The organism is Cupriavidus sp. CP313 (assembly GCF_054072015.1).
Genome location: NZ_JBSVZB010000011.1, coordinates 16212 through 34437 on the forward strand (window position 1 = coordinate 16212; position 18226 = coordinate 34437).

General features: G+C 63.5%; 16 protein-coding genes and 3 pseudogenes. 5 read left to right on the forward strand and 14 right to left on the reverse strand.

Translation table 11 applies throughout. The features are described from left to right. Nucleotides 1-86 precede the first annotated feature (86 nt). Nucleotides 87-890 (forward strand): IclR family transcriptional regulator, encoded by an 804-nt coding sequence (locus ACW4E8_RS16625; protein ID WP_456805500.1) that lies wholly within the window; start codon nucleotides 87-89, stop codon nucleotides 888-890. A 13-nt stretch (nucleotides 891-903) separates the two neighbouring features. Here ACW4E8_RS16625 and ACW4E8_RS16630 read toward each other — a convergent pair whose 3' ends face one another. Further along, nucleotides 904-2283: an MmgE/PrpD family protein gene (locus tag ACW4E8_RS16630; protein ID WP_456805501.1), complete on the reverse strand. Its 1380-nt coding sequence runs from the start codon at nucleotides 2281-2283 to the stop codon at nucleotides 904-906. 57 nt (nucleotides 2284-2340) lie between these two features. On the opposite strand from ACW4E8_RS16630, the gene ACW4E8_RS16635 reads away from it, so the two are divergent. Then, nucleotides 2341-3210: an MBL fold metallo-hydrolase gene (locus ACW4E8_RS16635; RefSeq protein ID WP_456805502.1), complete on the forward strand. Its 870-nt coding sequence runs from the start codon at nucleotides 2341-2343 to the stop codon at nucleotides 3208-3210. Between the two features lie 13 nt (nucleotides 3211-3223). Here ACW4E8_RS16635 and ACW4E8_RS16640 read toward each other — a convergent pair whose 3' ends face one another. From ACW4E8_RS16640 to ACW4E8_RS16650, 3 genes are read right to left on the reverse strand one after another with little or no spacing between them, the layout of a single operon-like run. Further along, entirely contained in the window at nucleotides 3224-4384 is a 1161-nt protein-coding gene (locus ACW4E8_RS16640) for a CaiB/BaiF CoA transferase family protein (RefSeq protein ID WP_456805503.1), read from the reverse strand. 17 nt (nucleotides 4385-4401) lie between these two features. Then, the gene (locus ACW4E8_RS16645) at nucleotides 4402-5379 is read right to left on the reverse strand and encodes a tripartite tricarboxylate transporter substrate binding protein (protein WP_456805504.1); all 978 of its coding nucleotides are present in this window, start codon (nucleotides 5377-5379) and stop codon (nucleotides 4402-4404) included. 26 nt (nucleotides 5380-5405) lie between these two features. Further along, the gene (locus ACW4E8_RS16650) at nucleotides 5406-6167 is read right to left on the reverse strand and encodes an enoyl-CoA hydratase/isomerase family protein (RefSeq protein ID WP_456805505.1); all 762 of its coding nucleotides are present in this window, start codon (nucleotides 6165-6167) and stop codon (nucleotides 5406-5408) included. A gap of 80 nt (nucleotides 6168-6247) precedes the next feature. Between ACW4E8_RS16650 and ACW4E8_RS16655 the strand changes: the two genes are divergently transcribed. Further along, nucleotides 6248-6904 (forward strand): GntR family transcriptional regulator, encoded by a 657-nt coding sequence (locus tag ACW4E8_RS16655; RefSeq protein ID WP_456805506.1) that lies wholly within the window; start codon nucleotides 6248-6250, stop codon nucleotides 6902-6904. Nucleotides 6905-6919: 15 nt separating this feature from the next. Here ACW4E8_RS16655 and ACW4E8_RS16660 read toward each other — a convergent pair. Then, nucleotides 6920-7099: pseudogene (locus tag ACW4E8_RS16660) on the reverse strand (LysR family transcriptional regulator); the annotation flags it as partial. A gap of 82 nt (nucleotides 7100-7181) precedes the next feature. On the opposite strand from ACW4E8_RS16660, the pseudogene ACW4E8_RS16665 reads away from it, so the two are divergent. After that, nucleotides 7182-7406 (forward strand): annotated as a pseudogene (locus ACW4E8_RS16665) (hypothetical protein); the annotation flags it as partial. A 157-nt stretch (nucleotides 7407-7563) separates the two neighbouring features. Here ACW4E8_RS16665 and ACW4E8_RS16670 read toward each other — a convergent pair. The 9 genes and pseudogenes from ACW4E8_RS16670 to ACW4E8_RS16710 all read right to left on the reverse strand — a co-directional run bounded on the left by ACW4E8_RS16670 (nucleotide 7564) and on the right by ACW4E8_RS16710 (nucleotide 17234). After that, nucleotides 7564-7812 carry a hypothetical protein gene (locus ACW4E8_RS16670; RefSeq protein WP_456805507.1) on the reverse strand — a complete coding sequence of 83 codons (249 nt, stop codon included), beginning with the start codon at nucleotides 7810-7812 and terminating at the stop codon, nucleotides 7564-7566. Between the two features lie 762 nt (nucleotides 7813-8574). After that, nucleotides 8575-9684, reverse strand: a complete 1110-nt coding sequence (locus ACW4E8_RS16675; RefSeq protein WP_456805508.1) for a Rieske 2Fe-2S domain-containing protein — start codon at nucleotides 9682-9684, stop codon at nucleotides 8575-8577. A 507-nt stretch (nucleotides 9685-10191) separates the two neighbouring features. Then, a pseudogene (locus tag ACW4E8_RS16680) lies at nucleotides 10192-10531 on the reverse strand (IS66 family transposase); the annotation flags it as partial. Between the two features lie 99 nt (nucleotides 10532-10630). Then, nucleotides 10631-11791: a CaiB/BaiF CoA transferase family protein gene (locus tag ACW4E8_RS16685; RefSeq protein WP_456805509.1), complete on the reverse strand. Its 1161-nt coding sequence runs from the start codon at nucleotides 11789-11791 to the stop codon at nucleotides 10631-10633. A gap of 7 nt (nucleotides 11792-11798) precedes the next feature. After that, a complete protein-coding gene (locus tag ACW4E8_RS16690) occupies nucleotides 11799-12776 on the reverse strand; it encodes a Bug family tripartite tricarboxylate transporter substrate binding protein (protein ID WP_456805510.1) in 978 nt (325 codons plus the stop codon). A 27-nt stretch (nucleotides 12777-12803) separates the two neighbouring features. Beyond that, nucleotides 12804-13565: an enoyl-CoA hydratase/isomerase family protein gene (locus ACW4E8_RS16695; protein WP_456805511.1), complete on the reverse strand. Its 762-nt coding sequence runs from the start codon at nucleotides 13563-13565 to the stop codon at nucleotides 12804-12806. 110 nt (nucleotides 13566-13675) lie between these two features. After that, nucleotides 13676-14623 carry a VOC family protein gene (locus tag ACW4E8_RS16700; RefSeq protein WP_456805512.1) on the reverse strand — a complete coding sequence of 316 codons (948 nt, stop codon included), beginning with the start codon at nucleotides 14621-14623 and terminating at the stop codon, nucleotides 13676-13678. Between the two features lie 52 nt (nucleotides 14624-14675). After that, nucleotides 14676-15530, reverse strand: coding sequence for a fumarylacetoacetate hydrolase family protein (locus tag ACW4E8_RS16705; protein ID WP_456805513.1), 855 nt, complete (start codon nucleotides 15528-15530; stop codon nucleotides 14676-14678). A 105-nt stretch (nucleotides 15531-15635) separates the two neighbouring features. After that, nucleotides 15636-17234, reverse strand: coding sequence for a CoA-acylating methylmalonate-semialdehyde dehydrogenase (locus tag ACW4E8_RS16710; RefSeq protein ID WP_456805514.1), 1599 nt, complete (start codon nucleotides 17232-17234; stop codon nucleotides 15636-15638). Between the two features lie 65 nt (nucleotides 17235-17299). On the opposite strand from ACW4E8_RS16710, the gene ACW4E8_RS16715 reads away from it, so the two are divergent. Next, entirely contained in the window at nucleotides 17300-18226 is a 927-nt protein-coding gene (locus tag ACW4E8_RS16715) for a LysR family transcriptional regulator (RefSeq protein WP_456805515.1), read from the forward strand.

Genomic DNA, 18226 nt, shown 5'->3' on the forward strand with positions numbered 1-18226 from the left:
TTTAATGGATAAAAATATAAACATTTGAGGAACCGCGTGTCAACCGGGGGATTCCCCGCACACGTCCGCATCGCATCCAACCGCACATGCAAGCAAAGACGAAGACCCCGCGCGCCCGGAGGACCCCGGCCAGCGAAGGCGAAGACCTCGACGTCACCGCGCCCGCGGCCGGGCAGGCCGATCCGGCACACGCCGCGCCGATGCCGCCCGCCGGGGTGCTGGAGCGCGGCATCGCCATCCTGAAGTGCTTCAACGAACAGCGCCTGCGCTTGTCGCTGCGTGAGCTGGCCGAATGCACGGGCCTGGACAAGGCCACGCTGCTGCGCCTGCTGGGCGTGCTGACGCGGGCGCGCATGATCCATCGTTTCGAGAGCGGCACCTACGCGCCGGGGCCAGCGCTGCTGCATATGGGCATGCTGTATCGCAGCACCTTCGACCTGGGCACGCGCATGCAGCCGGTGCTGTACAACACCATGCGCGAGACCGGCGAGACCGTGGCGTTCTATGTGCGTAGTGGTGACGAGCGCGTCTGCTTGTTCCGCGAGAACACGTCGAAGGAAGTCCGCCACCATGTGGAGGTCGGGACGCGCCTGCGCCTTGCCGATGGCGGCTCGTCGGCCCACGTGCTGAACGCCTTCACCGGCGGCAAGACGCCGCAGGCGAAGACCATCGCGGAGAAGGGCTACGCGATGACGCGTTCCGAGCGCGTGCCGGAGATGGCATCGGTGGCGGTGCCGGTGTTCGACGGCGACGGCACCTTCCTCGGTTCGCTGGTGGTGATCGGCCTGGCGTCGCGCCATAGCGAGGAGGCCCAGCTCAGGGCCGTGGAGGTGGTGCGCCGCGAGCTGGCGCAGCAAGGGTTCCGCACCAGTCCCGCCGCGCTGCCGTAACCACCGCCGGGCCTCAGCGCAGGTTCGACCCGAACAGCACCGGGTCGACCACAACGGGGGCGTCGTCGCGCCTCGCGTCGGCAAACCCTGCGCACCAGTCGGTGATGCGGCGCGCCAGCACGTCGTCCATCGACGGCACCATGGCCCGCATGCGGGCATGCAATTGCTTCCAGTCGAACGGGTCCTCGGGATCACCACGGCGCAGTTCGCGCAGCGCGCTGAATTCACGGCCATCGCGCAGCCGGATGGTGACGCGCGACGGACGCTTCTGCGGAAATACACGCTGGAATTCCTCATCCGTCGCCACGTGGATCCGCCCCGCCAATTCGCGCAGCGCGGGGTCGTCCAGCTGTGGCGATTCCATATCCTCGATACCGACCGCGCCTCTGCGAAGCAGCGTGGCGACCACGTAGCGCAAGCTGAATGCCGTTTCCGCGGGTTTCGTCGGCCAGTCGACCCCGGCGATCTTGAGTGCATGCGGAAAGATCGCCACGCCCACCGCAGCGACCTCTTCCGGCGTGAAGCCGTGTTCGTCCATCAGCGCGCGCGTGGCGTCGAGCGGGGTGAACAGCTGCGCGCAGCAGGGCCAGGCCTTGATGGTCGCGGTATTGAGACGCTCCGGTGCGTCCAGGTCCTGGTCGAGCGCGCGCAGCGGGCCGTCGCCCGCCAGCAGCCCATACAGGCCGCGCGTGCCCGTCATGAACCGGCGCGCACCCGGCAAGCCGGCCCGTGCCGCGAAGGCCGCCGCCAGGCCGTTGCGGACCGCGAAGGCCGGATGCAGCGACTTGGATTCGTGGGCGCCATCGTCGACCAGTTGCCACAGGCCCGCTGCCTGCGTGGCGCCGATACCCAGCGCATGGTGCAGGGGCCCGGCCGCAAGCCCGAGCGCGACGCCCGCGGCGGCGGCGGCCCCGACCGCGCCGGCGGTAGCAGTGGCATGGAAGCCCGCCGCATGCCGGGTGCCGAGCGCCTCGCCCACGCGCAACGACACCTCATAGCCGGCGATGACGGCATCCGCCACACGGCGATAGCTCATGCGCGAGTCAGCGGCCAATGCAAGCACCGGGGAGATCGAGACCACGCCGGGATGCAGCATCGCCGCGCGGTGTGCGTCGTCGATCTCGCGCAGGTGGGCAATGGCGGCATTGGCAAAGGCCGCTCCCGGCGCGTTCAGGGCCGTGCCGCCGAACACCGGCGCGGTGCCGGGGCCGGGATTGCAGGCTTCGGCCACGTCACGCATCGCGGCGGCCAGCGGCATGGCGGCGGCCGACCAGCCGGCCGTGAACCAGTCCAGCATCGCCTGGGCAAGGCGATTCCGCGTCGCCTGGGCGATGGGTCGTCGTTGCAGGGCGCAGAGATGGCCCACCAGTACCGCTTCCGCCGAATGTTCCATATAATCATTTCGTTGAATGAAAGATGTTTCATTATATAAAACAGTCGGCGCTTGCCTATGACTATTTCTGTCACCCCGTTCCTGCACCGCGGGAGTTCGACCTTCACCTACCTGGTCGATGACGGGGCGAGTACCTGTGCAGTGATCGATCCGGTGCTTGACTTCGACATGGCGTCGGGGCGCACCGACAGCGCGCCCGTCGACGCGCTGGCCGCGGAGATCCGGGGGCGGGGCCTGTCCTTGCAATGGTTGCTGGAGACCCATGCCCACGCCGACCACCTGTCCGGCGCGCTGCTGCTGCAGCGGCTGGGTGGCACCATTGCCATCGGGGCCAGGATCACAGAGGTCCAGCGAGTGTTCCGTGGCATCTTCAATGACGGTGGGCTGCCGGTGGACGGCTCGCAGTTCCACAAGCTGTTCCGCGACGGCGAGTTCTTCCGCATCGGCCGGCTGTCAGTGTCGGTCTTGCACGTGCCCGGCCATACGCCGGCTGATATCGCTTTCTGTATTGACGATCCGGCGGGGGGACCGTCCACGGTCTTCGTCGGCGACACGCTGTTCATGCCGGACCTCGGCACGGCGCGCTGCGATTTCCCGGGCGGCGATGCCCGCACGCTGTATCGCTCGATCCACCGCCTGCTGGCGTTGCCCGCCGGGACGCGGCTCTATGTCTGCCACGACTACCCGCCCGCGGGACGCGAGCATACGCCTTGCACCACGGTCGCCGTGCAACGGGCGGCCAACGTGCATGTCCGGGACGGTGTCGATGAGGGTGCCTTCGTGGCCGTGCGCGAGGCGCGCGATGCCACGCTGGCGATGCCGGCGCTGATGTTGCCCTCGATCCAGGTCAATATCCGCGCCGGCAGGCTGCCGCCGAACGAGTCGAACGGCACGTCATACCTGAAGCTTCCGGTGAACCTGCTGTAGCAGCAAGGCAGCGTCAGCCCGCGAACTCCGCCAGCAGCCGCTCCCGGTCCTGGTTCAGCGCAGGCGGGTTCCGCACCCCTGAAAGCGCCTCGACCGTCCCGATCTTGACCGGGTTGCCGGCCACCTGCAGCGCCTTGCCGTCGCCAATGCCGATATCGAGGATCATCCCGCGCGCCTGGACATGCGGATTCCGGACCAGTTGCGGAACGCTGTTCATTGGGCCATGTGGCACCCCGGCGGCCTCGAGGATCGCCTCCCACTCGGCAGTGGTTGCGTCGGCGAGCCGCGCCTCCAGGCAGGCCTTGAGCGCGACATGGTGCTCGTTGCGCGCCGGCACGGTAGCGAACCGTTCCTCCTGGGCCCAATCCCCGCGCCCGAGCGCGTCGCAGAGTCTGGCGAACAAGGCATCGTTGCCGACCGCGATGACGATAAAGCCATCGCTGGTGGCGAACATATCGAACGGGGTAATCGAAGGGTGCCGGGTGCCGAGCGGCTTAGGCACGCCCCCGGTCGCGGAATAGCGGGCGATCGGGTTCTCCAGCAGCGCGACCTGGCAATCCAGCATGGAAATGTCCACGCGCTCGCCCAGGCCGGTATGCACCCGCTTGAGCAGCGCCGACTGGATGCCGATGGTCGCGTACAGCCCCGCCCCGATGTCGCCGATGGAAACGCCCACCCGCGCGGGATTGCCGCCCGCCTCGCCGGTCACGCTCATCAGCCCGCCCATGGCCTGCACCACCATGTCGTAGGCCGGGCGGGCGCGATACGGGCCGGTCTGCCCGAAGCCGGAGATCGATGCATAGACCAGCCGCGGGAAGCGGGCGTGCAGGTCTTCCCACGTGTAGCCAAGCTTTTCCATGACACCGGCGCGAAAGTTCTCCACCAGCACGTCCGCCATGGCGAGCATGCGGTCGAGCACCTTGCGGTCCTCGGGATTCTTGAGGTCGAGCGCGATCGATTCCTTGTTCCGGTTGATCGACGCGAAGTAGGCCGACTCGCCGTCGACGAACGGGCCGACCTGCCGTGAATCGTCACCGCCGGCCGGGTTCTCGATCTTGATCACCCGCGCGCCCAGATCGGCAAGCATCATCGTGCAGTACGGGCCGGCGAGCACCCGCGTCAGGTCCACCACGGTCAGTCCCGCCAGGGGGAGTTGGCCACTTGCTGTTGTCATCACGCTCTCCGCATGGTTCAGTCGATCTTTGCGCCGCTCGAGACCGCGAGGTCGACACCGAGCTTGCCTTCGCGCGCGGCATACTCGCGGAACTCCGCCACCGAGCCCGATACCGAGACCTCATCGCCTTGCGCCAGGAACCTCTTCTTCAGTTCGGGATCGGCCATGACCTTTGTGGTCGCGGCGAACAGCTTGTCGATGATCTCCGGAGGAGTCTTTGCCGGGGCAAACAGTCCGTACCAGGCGGACAGGTCGTAGCCCTTGACCCCGCCTTCGGCGATGGTCGGCAACTGCGGGTTGGCCGGCGAGCGCTGGCCGGAGGTCACGGCGATGGCGACGACCTTGCCCGTGTCGATCATCGGCTTGACCGACGGTGCGGTGCCAAAGGTCAGTTGCACGTCGCCGGCAGCGACCGCCTGCGCCGACGGCGCCCCGCCCTTGAAGGGCACGTGCGTCATCTGCACGCCGGCCAGCCTGGTGAACTGGACGCCGGCCAGGTGGGTAATCACGCCGTTGCCGGAAGAGGAGTAGTTAAGCGCCCCCGGTTGCGCCTTGGCCCGCGCCACCAGCTCGGCCACATTCTTGATGCCGGTGTCCTTGTTGACCGCGAGGATCATCGGCGCCGCCACCAGCCGGGTAATCGGGATGAAGTCCGAGGGCTGGTACCTGATGTACTTGTAGAGCACCTTGTCGCCGCCCATCAGGCTGGCCGTCGCGATGTAGAGCGTATAGCCGTCCGGCGGCGCCTTGGCGACGAACTCCGCGGCAATGGTGGTGCCGGCGCCCGGCTTGTTGTCCACGATCACCGGCTGGCCCAGCTCGCGGCTGAGCGCATCGCCGTACAGGCGGGCGGTGTTGTCGGCGCCGCCGCCGGCCGGAAAGCCGATCACCAGGCGGATGGGCTTGGTAGGGTAGTCGACCGGTGGCGCGGCGTGCGCGGATACGGCCAGTACCGATGCGGCCAGCGCCGCCAGTTGGATTGCGGTCTTTTTCATGGGGTGTCTCCTCCGTAGCTGCATCGCTACTTTCCGTTGAATACCGGCTTGCGCTTTTCCTTGAACGCCGCCGCGCCCTCCCGGAGATCCGCGGAGGTCTCCGAGCGATGCATGTCCCGCCGCAGCCCCTTGGCATCGAGCGCGCCGCGGGCGATTGCGTTCAGGTGTGTCTTCATCCCCAGCAGGGCAATCGGCGCCATGCCGGCAAGCTGCTCCGAGAGCGCGTCCACGCGCGCCTGCAGCAGCGGGCCATCGACGATCTCGTTTAGGAAGCCGATGCGCAGCATCTCCTGCGCATCGATCTTGTCCGCCGTCAGGAACAGGCGCTTGGCGGCGTTCAAGCCCAGCCGGGAGACATAGCGCTCCATGCCGCCGCGATAGAAGTGCAGGCCCAGCCTTACTGCCGGCATGAACATGTCGCACTCCGGCACGCCGATGCGGAAGTCACAGGCCAGGCAGAGATCGGTGGCGCCCCCGTACACGCCACCGTTGACGGCGGCGATGGTGACGGGACGGGCCGCCTCGATGGCATCCATCACCTCGCCGAAGTTCAGCGCACCCTCGTCCGACTTGCCCGCAAGCGAGCCGATGTCATAGCCGCTGCAGAAATACTTGCCCGAACCGGTAAAGCGCAGCACCAGCACGCGTTCCATCTCGTTGACGGCGTCGATGTGGTTGCGCAGCGCCAGCAGGTCGCCGGGACTGAGGCGGTTGGCGACTTCCTGGCGGCGCAGGCGGATGGTTGCGACGGGTCCGTCCAGAGTGAGCAGTGGTGCGTTATCATCCATCCCGTAATATCTCCTTGGTCTTCTGATATATTCATGGAGCCTACAGATATTTTTGTACCGGGACAAACAGGGGTATACCCGTGCAATCACTACAAGATCAGATCAGAGAAAGCGTCGTTTCCGCCATCCAGGCCGGCACCTTGCGCCCTGGCGCCCAGATCGACGAAAAAGCGCTGGCCGAAGAATTCGACAGCTCGCGGACCCCGGTGCGCGAAGCGCTGCTGATGCTGGCCGCGCAAGGGCTCATCACAATCGTTCCGCGCGCCGGCATGTTCGTGCACAAGCCCACGGCGGCCGAGCTGGTGGCCATGTTCGAAACCCTCTCGGAAATGGAGGGGGTGGTCGCCCGGCTGGCGACGCAAAGGATTTCGCCGCCGGGCAAGAAGGTCCTGGTACAGGCACACGAGGCCGCCGGCGTCCATGTGCAGCAGGGCGATACGGCCGGCTACATCGAGGCCAACCGCAAGTTCCACGACGTGCTGTACCAGGCTGCGGCCAACCCGTTCCTGTCGGAGCAGATCGTGCTGCTGCGCCGGCGGCTGGCGATCTACTGGCAGCAGAAAGGGCTGATCAACGACGCGCGCGTGCCGAGCTCATATCGGGAGCACGGTTATGTGGTCGAGGCGGTGGTCGCCGGCAATCCGGATGCCGCGGCTGAGGCGATGCGTACCCATATCTCGGCCGGGGGCAAGGCGATTGCTGACCTGGTGCTGCTCGCGGGTGTCGAAGCCGCGTAGGCCGGACCTCAGGCACTACGGCGCCGTCGTCTCCCGCTTGCGCGGCGCCGGCCGGCGCGCCTCGGGCACTCCCAGGATCTGCTCCAGCACATCCAGGAACACCCGCGCGCTCGCAGGCATCAGCTTGCGCGCCGGCATCAGCACGTAGACCTTGAGCGGCGACGAGGTATAGCCCGGCAGCACCCGCAACAGCTGCCGAGGCATTCCAAGCCGTGTTTGCCAAAGACGACCAACGAGCATGGATAGCGCCATGAGGTAGCCTGATCGAGACGGACACGCCTGGCGTTTCAACCAGGCACACGCGCACTGGCTGCTGACCTATATGCGGCGCTGGCTCTGGTGCGGACTGTTCTTCTATGCCTTGGGTGCCGTGGTGGAACTGATGCTGTGCGCGCCTGGTTTGTCAGCGCTCTTCTATGTGCCCAGCGTGCTTAGTGTGCCGGTCAATGTCGTCATCGGCGTGATCTGGGTCGGCCTGAAGGCACTTCCCGGGCCGTTGTGAGCGGCGGCCGATGGTGGTGGGTTTCTCGGTTGGAGAAATGATCGGTTTCGGGTGACGCGTTGTATTGAACATAACGCCCGGAGGGCGAAATTTTGCCGGGTTGCCCGCAGGTTATGTTGAATGGGGAGGGCGAACGTCTGTCGGCGCGGCGAGCCCCTCAGTCGGCCGTCGACGCGCCGGCGCTCGAAACGGCAGCAAAGTCGAAATGCGCTGCGGCATAGGTGGCATTGCACGCCCAGACTTCTTCGCCGTCTTTGTAGAAAGTGACCCATTTGCCGTCGCTGACGCAGTGGGCGCCAGGGAAGACTTCGTCATGGCCGTTCGGACCGTCCAGCGGAAAGGGGGCGTGGGGTGTGGCCCAGTATTGGCCGCGCGGTAAGGGCGTGATCGTCTTTGGCATGCTCATCCCGCCCAGTGCGGTATTACTGAAGGGCCCCGGCCTCGCTACGGCGAAACGGAGGCGGTGTCAATCGTGCAATGGCGTAGCCCAGGCCCGTGGCAGCTTCGTGTAGTCTCGCTACCAACACCCCTGCTATCCCGTAGGATTTCCATGGCACGATACCTTCCGATTTTGGCCCGGGCCTTCGGCGTCGGCGCCTTCATCGTGATCGCCGCCATCGTCTCCCGGCAAGTATATCTGCGCAGCGCCGCGGAGGCTGCCGACGCCAGCGCAGACGAGGGGCCTGCGACAATGATGTTGATACGCTGCGAGACGATGCACGAGCGTCTGCAGAATAGGGACAGGTCGACTGCGGAGGCTGACGAGCGGCCACGCGCTCGATGTAAAGAGTCCTGACTTTCCAAGAACTTCTGACTTGTCGATCAGGAGCACAGGCAAAAGAATGCCCGCTGCTCGGGCGGGCATGAATCCCTTTCGGAGAAAGAGAGGAGACGAGGGTAAGTATAAACCCTTGAGAAGACTCTCGCAGAGCGCTTCACAGAGGCCCGGAGATCCAGGCTGCAGGCCTGGCAGGCGACAGTTCGAAGAAGTGCCCAATCAATAATCTCATGATCACGAAATTATTGGACTGTGACGAGGGACCCCGCGGACGGTCATGATCGTCGTCTCTATCCGACCCGTTATAGCCGTTGCGAGTACCGGCAGGTGAACGGCCGCTTCCAAAGTACAACCGCCATCTCGACACCCTAGTCCCCGTTGGCCTCGCCGTCAGGCCGTGTCGCCCACCTCCCGGATCGGGATCACGGCGCGGCCGCCGCAGTTACGCAGCAGGTCTCGCAATTCGTTGATGACCGGAAATACCTCGTGGTTCCAGTCGGCCCCCTGCTTGTCGTGGGCCTCTTGCTCGCGCTCGACGATCCAGCGGTCCTCCTTGAAGATGCGTTCTGTGAACCAGACCAGCAGCGGCCATGCCAGGTCCAGTGCAAACGGAATGCCGGGCTTGCGGATGGAAAGCAGGCCAAACGTCCGGTTGGTGCGCTGCGCCGCATCCAGCGGCACGTAGACGATCCACAGGTCCATCACTAACGTGCCGTCGCCCGAGCGGATCTGGAGGGTCTGGTACGGATATCCGGTGCGCACCGTCATCACGTCCTTGTCATCCCGGTCGCCGTTCTTCTTGGTGGCGCCAAACACCAGCGCCTCGCCCACAGGCTGCTTGCCTTCCATGCGCGCGAACGTGTAATCCACTTCCACCCAGTCCTCGCCGCGACGGCGGCCCAGCGAGCGCGCGCGCATCTGCCCCATCTGCCGCCGGTGTAGGAACTGGTGGTTCATGTCCATCAGGTTCTCGTGCATGAAGGAGTAGTGGCACTTGACCTCGCGGCCAAAGCGACGCGTCTTGTACGCCTTGTCCGCCACCGATGGCAGAGCGGGCAGCGGCCGCTCTTTGGCAAGCGCCCCATCGCCAGGAAAGACAAAGATCAAACCGTGCACCTCGCGGCAGGGATAGGCACGCACGCCGTTGGGCAGGCGCTCGCGCCCGAGGTATGGCACATCGATGCAGCGGCCGGTGCAGTCATAAGTCCAGCCGTGATAGCCGCAGCGGAGGGACTCGCCTTCCACCACGCCCGCGTGCAGCGGCACCTGCCGGTGCGCGCAACGATCCTCCAGTGCGAATATCGTACCGGACTCGGTACGAACCAGCACGATCGGATCGCCGGCAAAATGCACCCCGAGGGCTTTGCTCCGCTTGACCTCATTCGACCAGGCCAGTGGAAACCAGTGATCGGGATGGATGGGCACACGGCGCAGGTCGCGCACGGGCGCGTTAGCGTGCGGGTCGATGGCACTGCTATCCGGCAAAGGCACTGCATGCATGCGTGACGCCTCCTCGCATAACGGGAGCTTCGACCGTCGCCACAAGCCGACCAATTAGCGAACGGGGGATCTGGCGGAGTTTACGCGAAGTCTGCCGAACTCACCGAAATCCCGTTCTTTCTATGGTGTGCTTGATATTGTGGAAGGCTGAAGGTCATGGCCACCTTCGGCCAATCGACCCCGCATCCTAGTGGGGCTGGTATGGCCCGACACCGTGACGGGGTATTAAGGCGGCGAGCGTCTGGTGCCTGGTACGGAGGCGACGCTCAACTGTCCGCGCTATAGCGCCGGGCAACGGCCGAAACAGCCGTTCTCGGTCGGATGCCCGCCGCGAAACTGTGGCCGTCTCAGACCGACCCCGTTTGCGCCGTTCCAGCTTTTGCCGCCTCAACGGCGGCTATCCGTTAAGCGGCCCGTGACACAAACAACGCGAGTGGCCGGAAAGGGCGCAACTTCGGTCATAGATACGATGCCGATGATCAGGGCGTACTTGATGCGCTCGTGCTAGATGACGCGGACCTGCTCGGGAATGATGTCGAGCTGCTCGCTGACTTCGACGCCGATATCGAGCAGGGCGGCCATCGTACCCGCCGACCCGCTCCAACTCCGGCAGCTCGTAACGAACCACTTCGCGCGGCATGCGCTTGTGGCCTTCCACCTCGACCTCAGAGACCTCTTCCTTGGCCGGCTGCATTGCGGACGTTGGCGCCAGCGCGTCGGCTTCGGTCAGGAACAGATCCTTCTGATCAGAGCCACGGGCCTCGCTCCTGGAAGCGAACAACTGACGCTGGTATGCCTTGAGCCGTTTCGCCACCAAGGCTCGTTCCGTCGTCGCCACGCGAAGCTCATCAAGCCGCCCTAGAAATTGGGGTCGCGCACCTCACGGCTTCCTACAGCGGGCGGGGTTGACCCGCGCCGCTGTGGGCCATCAAGCACGGCCAGTTGGCTAAGCGCCGAACTCGGAAAGCAACGTCGCCCGATGCTGATCCAGTGCTGGTGGATTCCCAACGAGGCCAGGATGAATGAGATTGCCGACTTTGATCGGGTTGCCCGCGACCCGTAGTGACTTGCCGTCGCCAATACCAACGTCGAGAAGCATGCCGCGCGCTTCCACATGTGGGTTGCCGACCAATTGCGGGACATCGTTGAGCGGGCCGTGCGGTACGCCAGCAGGCTCCAGGATGGCCGCCCATTCGTCCGTCGTGGCTTCGCTCAACCTTTTCTCCAGGCACTCCTTGAGCGCGACGTGGTTCTCGTTACGGGCCGCCACCGTCGCAAATCGCTCGTCGGTGGCCCACTCATTGCCACCTAGCGCCGCGCATAATTTTCCGAAGAGGTTATCGTTGCCGACGGCGACCACGATAAAGCCGTAACTGGTGGCGAACAGGTCGAATGGCGTGATTGATGGATGGCGGGTGCCGAGCGGCTTAGGGACATGGCCAGTAGCGGAGAATCGGGCGATCGGATTCTCCAACAGCGCTACCTGGCAATCGAGCATGGAGATATCGACGCGCTCGCCTGTGCCGGTGTGGACGCGCTTGAGCAGGGCAGACTGGATTCCGATGGCTGCATACAGTCCGGCGCCGATATCTCCGATGGAAACGCCAACTCGAGACGGATTACCACCGACTTCTCCGGTGACGCTCATCAGGCCGCCCATTGCCTGGACAACCATGTCGTATGCCGGTCGGCTGCGATACGGACCTGTTTGCCCAAAGCCGGAGATGGATGCATAGACCAGGCGCGGGAATCGCTCGTGCAGCGCCTCCCATGTGTAGCCTAGCTTCTCCATCACGCCAGGACGGAAGTTTTCTACAAGCACGTCCGCCTTTTCGAGCATCGAATCCAGGATTATGCGGTCGTCGGGATTCTTCAGATCGAGCGCGATCGATTCCTTGTTGCGATTGATGGAGGCAAAGTACGCGGACTCGCCATCTACGAATGGGCCTACATGCCTGGAATCATCACCCCCCGCCGGATTTTCGATCTTGATGACGCGAGCGCCGAGATCCGCCAGCATCATTGTGCAATAGGGGCCGGCCAGAACGCGGGTCAGGTCGACTACGGTGATGCCCTCCAAGGGCAGGCGAGGGGTCTCTTGGTTCATCCTGGTCTCAATCGATTCTTGCGCCACTCAACACCGCGAGCTTCACGCCCAACTCGCCTTCGTGCCTCGCGTATTCCTTGAACTCCGCCACGGAGGTCGACGTTGCGACTTCATCACCCTGTGCCAGGAATTTTTTCTTAAGTTCAGGATTGGCCATGACCTTCGAGGTCGCTGCAAAGAGCTTGTTCACGATCTCCGGTGGCGTGTTCGCCGGCGCGAACAGGCCATACCAGGCGGAGAGCTCATACCCCTTGACGCCCCCTTCAGCTATGGTCGGGTAGTTCGGATTTGCCGGTGATCTCAGCGCGGAAGTCACGGCAATGGGAACAACCTTGCCCGTATCGATCATCGGCTTGATCGAAGGCGCCGTTGCAAACGTCAGTTGCACGTCTCCCGCAGCAACCGCCTGAGCCGACGGTGCCCCGCCTTTGTACGGCACGTGAGTCATCTGCACGCCGGCAAGGTTGCTGAAGTGAACGCCCGCGAGATGGGTAATGACGCCGTTGCCGGACGACGAGTAATTGAGCGCGCCCGGTCTGGCTTTGGCCCTCGCGACGAGATCCGAAACGCTCTTGATCCCAGTGCCCTTGTTGACCCCGAGTATTATCGGGGCCGTTACCAGCCGCGTAATCGGTACGAAATCGGATGCCTCGTACTTGATGTTCTTGTAGAGAACCTTGTCACCGCCCATCACGCTGGCCGTGGCGATGTAGAGCGTGTAGCCATCGGCAAGGGCCTTGGCTACGGCTGCAGCCGCGATCGTCGTGCCCGCGCCAGGCTTGTTGTCGACGATGACCGGCTGGTCTAGTTCCTTACTCAATGCGTCGCCGTACAGCCGCGCCGTATTGTCGGCCCCCCCACCCGCGGGGAAGCCGATCACGATGCGTATTGGCTTGGTCGGGTAGTTCGTCTGGGTCGCAGCTCCCGCCGTCAGCGAGAAACCTGATAAAGCCAATACGGCCAGGTGCGTCGTGGTTCTATTCATGGGCATGTCTCCTCCATTGCTGTTTCACTACTTTCCTTTGAACATCGGTTGGCGTCTTTCCCTCCAGGCCGCCGCGCCTTCCCGGAGGTCTTCCGAGGCCTCCGAGCGTTGCATATCCCGCGAAAGCGTGGCAGCTTCCAGTACTCCTCGGGAAATGGCATTCAGGTGTTTCTTCATACCGAGGAGTGCTATCGGGGCCATGCCGGCAAGCTGGCTGGTCAGTTGTTCCACGCGAGCCGCCAGATCCGCCGCCGGTACGATCTCCGTCAGGAATCCCAACCGAAACATCGTTTCGGCGTCGATCTTTTCGGCGGTAAGAAACAGCCGCTTGGCTGCGTTAAGCCCGAGGCGCGAGACATAGCGTTCCATGCCGCCGCGGTAAAAATGCAGGCCCAGGCGAGCTGCGGGCATGAACATGTCACAGTGGGGGACGCCAATACGGAAGTCACAGGCCAGACAGAAATCCGTTGCCCCGCCGTACACGCCGCCGTTGATGGCGCCGATGGTCACAGGGCGGGCCGCCTCGATGGCATCCATCACTTCCCCAAAATTGAGAGCGCCTTCATCGGCCTTTCCAGCCAGGGATGAAATGTCGTAGCCACTGCAGAAGTACTTCCCCGTAGCGGTGAAGCGCAGCACAAGGACCCGCTCCATGTCGTTGACCGCGTCGACGTGGGCCGTGAGTACGCGTAGGTCAGCGGGACTCAGCCGGTTGGCTACTTCCGGGCGGCGTAATGAGATCGTGGCTACCGATTCATCCACGTGAAGTTGAGGAGTGTGCTCATCCATAGGGCGACATATCTCCGTTCGTTGTCATGTACTCGCCGTCGGCGCGCCGGCCCGATGATCCTTATTCCCTGTTATTCGGCGGCAAGGCATCGGCTGCGACGCGGCGCTGGCTAGACCTCTCGGGTCTGCTGGAAAAATGCGGAAGGCACGTCCGGGCCCCAGGTCCACAACTGATCGTCCGTGCCTTCGACTGTCGTTGCCGGAACGGCGTTGTCATAGAGGTCGCCGTCGGCATAGTGCTCGACGCGGAAGCCATCCGGATCCCACCAGTAGTCGAACACCTGACTGCCCAGGACATGCCGGCCGACGCCCCAGTGAGCCTTGTACCGCTTGGACTTCAACCACTCATGGCCCATATGAACCGCGTCGATATCCTGAACCTCGAAGGAAACATGATGGACGTGTGTCGTCCCGGCCTTCGCGATCAGCAGGGTATGGTGATCGGTGGGCGTCGCTCCTTGGTCACAACGCATGAAGAAGCCGAGGAATTCGTCCTGTGAGCCGGGTTGCAGCATCGCGTCTGAAACTATCATGCCCAGGTTGCGAACAGCCCAGTCCTTTGCTGCCACCGGGTCTGGCACGCCCAGGGCGACATGCCCCAGGCGAAGCACCTGGCAGGGTCCGCGTTCCGGGCGCTGCGGTACATTGAAGCGCGCCTTCCGAATTCCCTCGTTAAGCACCGATGGTGGACGCACCGGCAGTTCGGTGGCGTCCTCGACGCCGTGGACAAGCTCCAGACTTATCCCGCCTGGCAACGCGACGTCAACGCAAAGGCCTCCACCGGGACGGTTAAGCTCACGTATACGGGAGGCGCCCTCGATGCGGGCGGCACGCGCAAGGTCGTCCGCACTGTCCACTTCGAGGCCGATTGCCTTGAGAGACGGTTCAGCGGATGGTTCCGCCACGTAAAGGTAGGGACTGGAAAGGGCCCCTCGGAAATAGGCGGCGTTTCCAGGCCAATCTACAGGCACCAGGCCAAAGTCGGCCATGAAACTCCGGGTCCTGTCGAGGTCACTAACTCCATAGACCACATACTTTCCACCACGAATCTTGATCACGTCGTCTCCTTCTGCATGCTGTTGCTATTGGCGCGGTGGGCCGGGGCTGCCTTCAGCCTCTTGCAACGATGGGATTCGTCACCGCTACGATGCCCTGCACAGCCACCTCGACGACGGATCCGGGCTTCGCGTAGATGCGCGGGTTCCGGCCAAAGCCAACACCAGATGGCGTACCGGTAGCGATCAGGTCGCCGGGCTGCAAACTGATCGTGCGCGTAATGAATTCAATGATCTGTCCCACGGAAAACACCATGTCTGCCGTGGTGCCGTCCTGCATGATTTCACCGTCCACACTAGTCGTCAGCCGCGTGTTGGCGAGGTCGACCGAGTCCGCGGTGGCGATGATCGAGCCCACAGGACCGCTGCTGTCGAGATTCTTGCCTAGCGCCCACTGGCCCGTGCTGAGCGTCATGCTCTGGAGTTGGGACGCCCGTCCGCTCAGATCATTGAAGACCGTGTAGCCCAATATACCTTCCAAAGCTTGCTCCGGATTCACTTCCAGCAGCGGCTTCCCGATGATCGCGGCAAGCTCGACCTCCCAGTCGACGCCGTCCGGCTCCGTCGATGGCACCGGCACTTGGGTGCCCGACGTCACCAGGGTCGAAGCCCAGCGGGCAAAGAGATTCGGGAAAGGGGGCATCGGGAGTCCACCTTCCTTGCCATGCTCGACATAGTTGATTGCCACGCAGATGATCTTCGCGGTCAACGGGACAGGTACTGCCAGGCTGACGTCGGCGAGCGGTAGGGAGCCTTTGTGCAGCGTCCGCGCCTGCTTCAGCCAGGCGTCGGTATCCCTGTAGAAGTTGCCTAGGGATGTCAGTGGTTCGATGAGGCCATCTATCAGGACACCGATGTTGGCGTCGGGCTGGGCACCGGTGTTGGAGGGGCGATAAGCGATCAGGCGCATGGGAATGCTCCAAAATTATTTGCTTGGGACTGCTGCGAGCCAGCAAGGGTGGTTCACCATAGGGGCGAGGCGTCGACCATGCGATGGCACGATGGCCATCGCGCCTCAGGCGCTGCCGCTGAAGGCCAGCGACACGGGGGACGCCTTCTGGTCCGGCTCGGGCCATCGCTGCGAAACGGTCTTGAGCTTGGTGTAGAAGCGCGCGGCGTCGGGTCCGTAGAGATGGGATTCACCGAACTTCGAGCGGCGCAGTCCGCCGAAATTGAAGTAACCCACGGGCAAAGGCACCGGGACGTTGACCCCGATCATGCCGGACTCGATCTCAGTCATGAAGCGATGTGCCGTCTTGCCGTCGCGGGTGAAGATGACCGAGCCATTGCCGTAGGCGTGCCTGTTGGTGACGGTGATGGCCTCATCGAAGGTCTCGGCACGCATGATGCCGCGCGCCGGCCCGAAGACCTCCTCCTTGTAAAATTCCATATCGGACGTGACCCGGTCGATCAGCGTGGGGCCAAGGTAGTAACCGCTTGCATGGCCTGGCACACTCAGATCCCGTCCGTCGAGCACAAGGTCCCCACCAGCCTCCACGCAATCGCCAATCGCTCGCTCCACCGCCAGCTTGGACTGCGCTGAAATCACGGCACCGAAGTCGGCGGCGGGGTTGTTGTAGGGGCCCACGCGGAGCGCCTGAATCTTTGGCACGAGTAGCTCGCGCAGGCGCTCGGCCGTTCCGGCGCCAACGGGCAGCAGTAACGACACGGCCATGCAGCGCTGGCTCGCCGAGCCATAGCCAGCGGAAACGAATGCATTGGCTGCGGCCTCCAGATCGGCATCTGGCATCACCACCATGTGATTCTTGCCGCCGGTAAATGCGGCTACACGCTTGTTGTGGGAGGTGCCCTTCTGGTAGATGTATTCACCCACGGCCGTGGATCCAACGAAGCTGACACCCGCAATGCCAGGATGTTCGAGGATCGCGTCGACCATCTCTTTGTCGCCCTGGACGACATTGAATACGCCGTAGGGCAACCCGGCTTCCTTCCACAAGCGCGCAAACTCGAGTGCGGCGCTCGGCACCTTTTCCGATGGCTTCCAGACCACGCCGTTGCCGACGGCCACGGCCATGGCAATCATCACGGCAGGCACCATGATGGGAAAGTTGAACGGCGTGATGCAGCCGACCACGCCGATCGGCACACGCATCGAAAACACGTCGATATCGCCGCCGACATTCGTCGCATACTCGCCCTTGGTCACGTGCGGCGCATTGGTCGCAAACTCAATGGCCTCGATGGCGCGGGCAATTTCGCCCTTTGCGTCGGCGATCGTCTTGCCATGCTCGCGGCCGATGGTCTCGGCCAGCAGGTCGATATTGGCGGTCATCAGCTCACGCATTTTGAAGATGACAGCCTGGCGCGTCGCATGCGAAGCGCGCCCCCAGCGTTTTCCCGCTTCGGTGGCGGCTGCGACCGCACGATCGAGCGTGGCCCGGTCCGCATAGGCGCAGCGCGCGATCTCTTCGCCAAGCGAGGGGTTGTAGACCGGGCCGGTACGATGGCCCGTGCCGGCTTCATGCTTGCCCGCGATGAAGTGCCCGATGTGATTGGTCATGCTTTGTGTACCTCCCTGAGCGATAGCCCGAACTTCGTGAATTGGCTCTGCATTGCGTGCAGTGACACCGTACGGTAGATCGTACATCCACATTTATGCATTTAGTGTGGCAAAATATGCAATATAACTATGCGTTTTTGCATTTTTAGGGGAGCGCCTTGAACCAGTTCAATTGGGACAATTTGCGGGTATTTCTTGGCGTGGCCAGGGCGCAGTCTGCGCTGGAGGCCTCACATGCGCTGGACATGAACCAGTCCACCATTTCGCGACGCTTGCAGCGACTGGAGGAGGACATCGGGTCGAAACTGTTTGATCGCAGTTCCCAAGGGCATCGCCTCACGAGCGCCGGCCACCGCTTGCTGGAACACGTCGAGAAGCTGGAGAGCACGCTTGCGATGGTGGAATCCGACGTCTTTGGCGACAGCCTTGCGCTGACAGGCGAGATAAGGCTGGGCGCTACCGAAGGGTTCGGCAGCTATTTTCTGGCTCCGCATCTAGCGCATTTCTGCACACGGCATCCTGGCATCACGGTCGACCTGTTGCCGATGCCCAGAAACATCAATCTGTCGAAGCGCGAAGCCGATGCATCCGTCACCGTCGACCGGCCTACCATCGACAGCTTCGTCACCAGCAAGCTGGCGGAGTACCGGCTATTGCCCTACGCCACACGCGAGTATTTGCGCCGTCACCCTCCTATCCATGGTGTGACAGACCTTCCTGGTCACAGATGGATCGACTATGTGGACGACCTGGTTTTCGCGAAGCAACAGTTCAGTCTCCAAACGTGGCTGCCCGGGGCCAAGCCGTTCATGCGTAGCACAAGCGTTATCGCGCAGTTCCAGGCCGTCCGTTCCGGGCTCGGGGTGGCGGTCTTGCCTTGTTTCCTGGGCGCCACCTCAGAAGAGCTCGTTCCCATCCTTCCCGCGCAGATCGATATCACCCGGACTTTCTGGCTCGTCGCGCCGCAGGAACGGCGGGAGCTTGCCCGAATCAAGGCACTCTGGGATTACTTGCGCCGGGTCGCCGACGCTAACGCGGATCTCCTGATGGGCAAGTCCGGAAAGATTGAATGGCTGGCCGGCTGA

Bases quoted from the DNA above. Each gene is read 5' to 3' on its own strand.
- ACW4E8_RS16625 (WP_456805500.1), top strand. From the start codon at position 87: ATGCAAGCAAAGACGAAGACCCCGCGCGCCCGGAGGACCCCGGCCAGC.
- ACW4E8_RS16630 (WP_456805501.1), bottom strand. From the start codon at position 2,283: ATGGAACATTCGGCGGAAGCGGTACTGGTGGGCCATCTCTGCGCCCTG.
- ACW4E8_RS16635 (WP_456805502.1), top strand. From the start codon at position 2,341: ATGACTATTTCTGTCACCCCGTTCCTGCACCGCGGGAGTTCGACCTTC.
- ACW4E8_RS16640 (WP_456805503.1), bottom strand. From the start codon at position 4,384: ATGACAACAGCAAGTGGCCAACTCCCCCTGGCGGGACTGACCGTGGTG.
- ACW4E8_RS16645 (WP_456805504.1), bottom strand. From the start codon at position 5,379: ATGAAAAAGACCGCAATCCAACTGGCGGCGCTGGCCGCATCGGTACTG.
- ACW4E8_RS16650 (WP_456805505.1), bottom strand. From the start codon at position 6,167: ATGGATGATAACGCACCACTGCTCACTCTGGACGGACCCGTCGCAACC.
- ACW4E8_RS16670 (WP_456805507.1), bottom strand. From the start codon at position 7,812: ATGAGCATGCCAAAGACGATCACGCCCTTACCGCGCGGCCAATACTGG.
- ACW4E8_RS16675 (WP_456805508.1), bottom strand. From the start codon at position 9,684: ATGCATGCAGTGCCTTTGCCGGATAGCAGTGCCATCGACCCGCACGCT.
- ACW4E8_RS16685 (WP_456805509.1), bottom strand. From the start codon at position 11,791: ATGAACCAAGAGACCCCTCGCCTGCCCTTGGAGGGCATCACCGTAGTC.
- ACW4E8_RS16690 (WP_456805510.1), bottom strand. From the start codon at position 12,776: ATGAATAGAACCACGACGCACCTGGCCGTATTGGCTTTATCAGGTTTC.
- ACW4E8_RS16695 (WP_456805511.1), bottom strand. From the start codon at position 13,565: ATGGATGAGCACACTCCTCAACTTCACGTGGATGAATCGGTAGCCACG.
- ACW4E8_RS16705 (WP_456805513.1), bottom strand. From the start codon at position 15,530: ATGCGCCTGATCGCTTATCGCCCCTCCAACACCGGTGCCCAGCCCGAC.
- ACW4E8_RS16710 (WP_456805514.1), bottom strand. From the start codon at position 17,234: ATGTGGATGTACGATCTACCGTACGGTGTCACTGCACGCAATGCAGAG.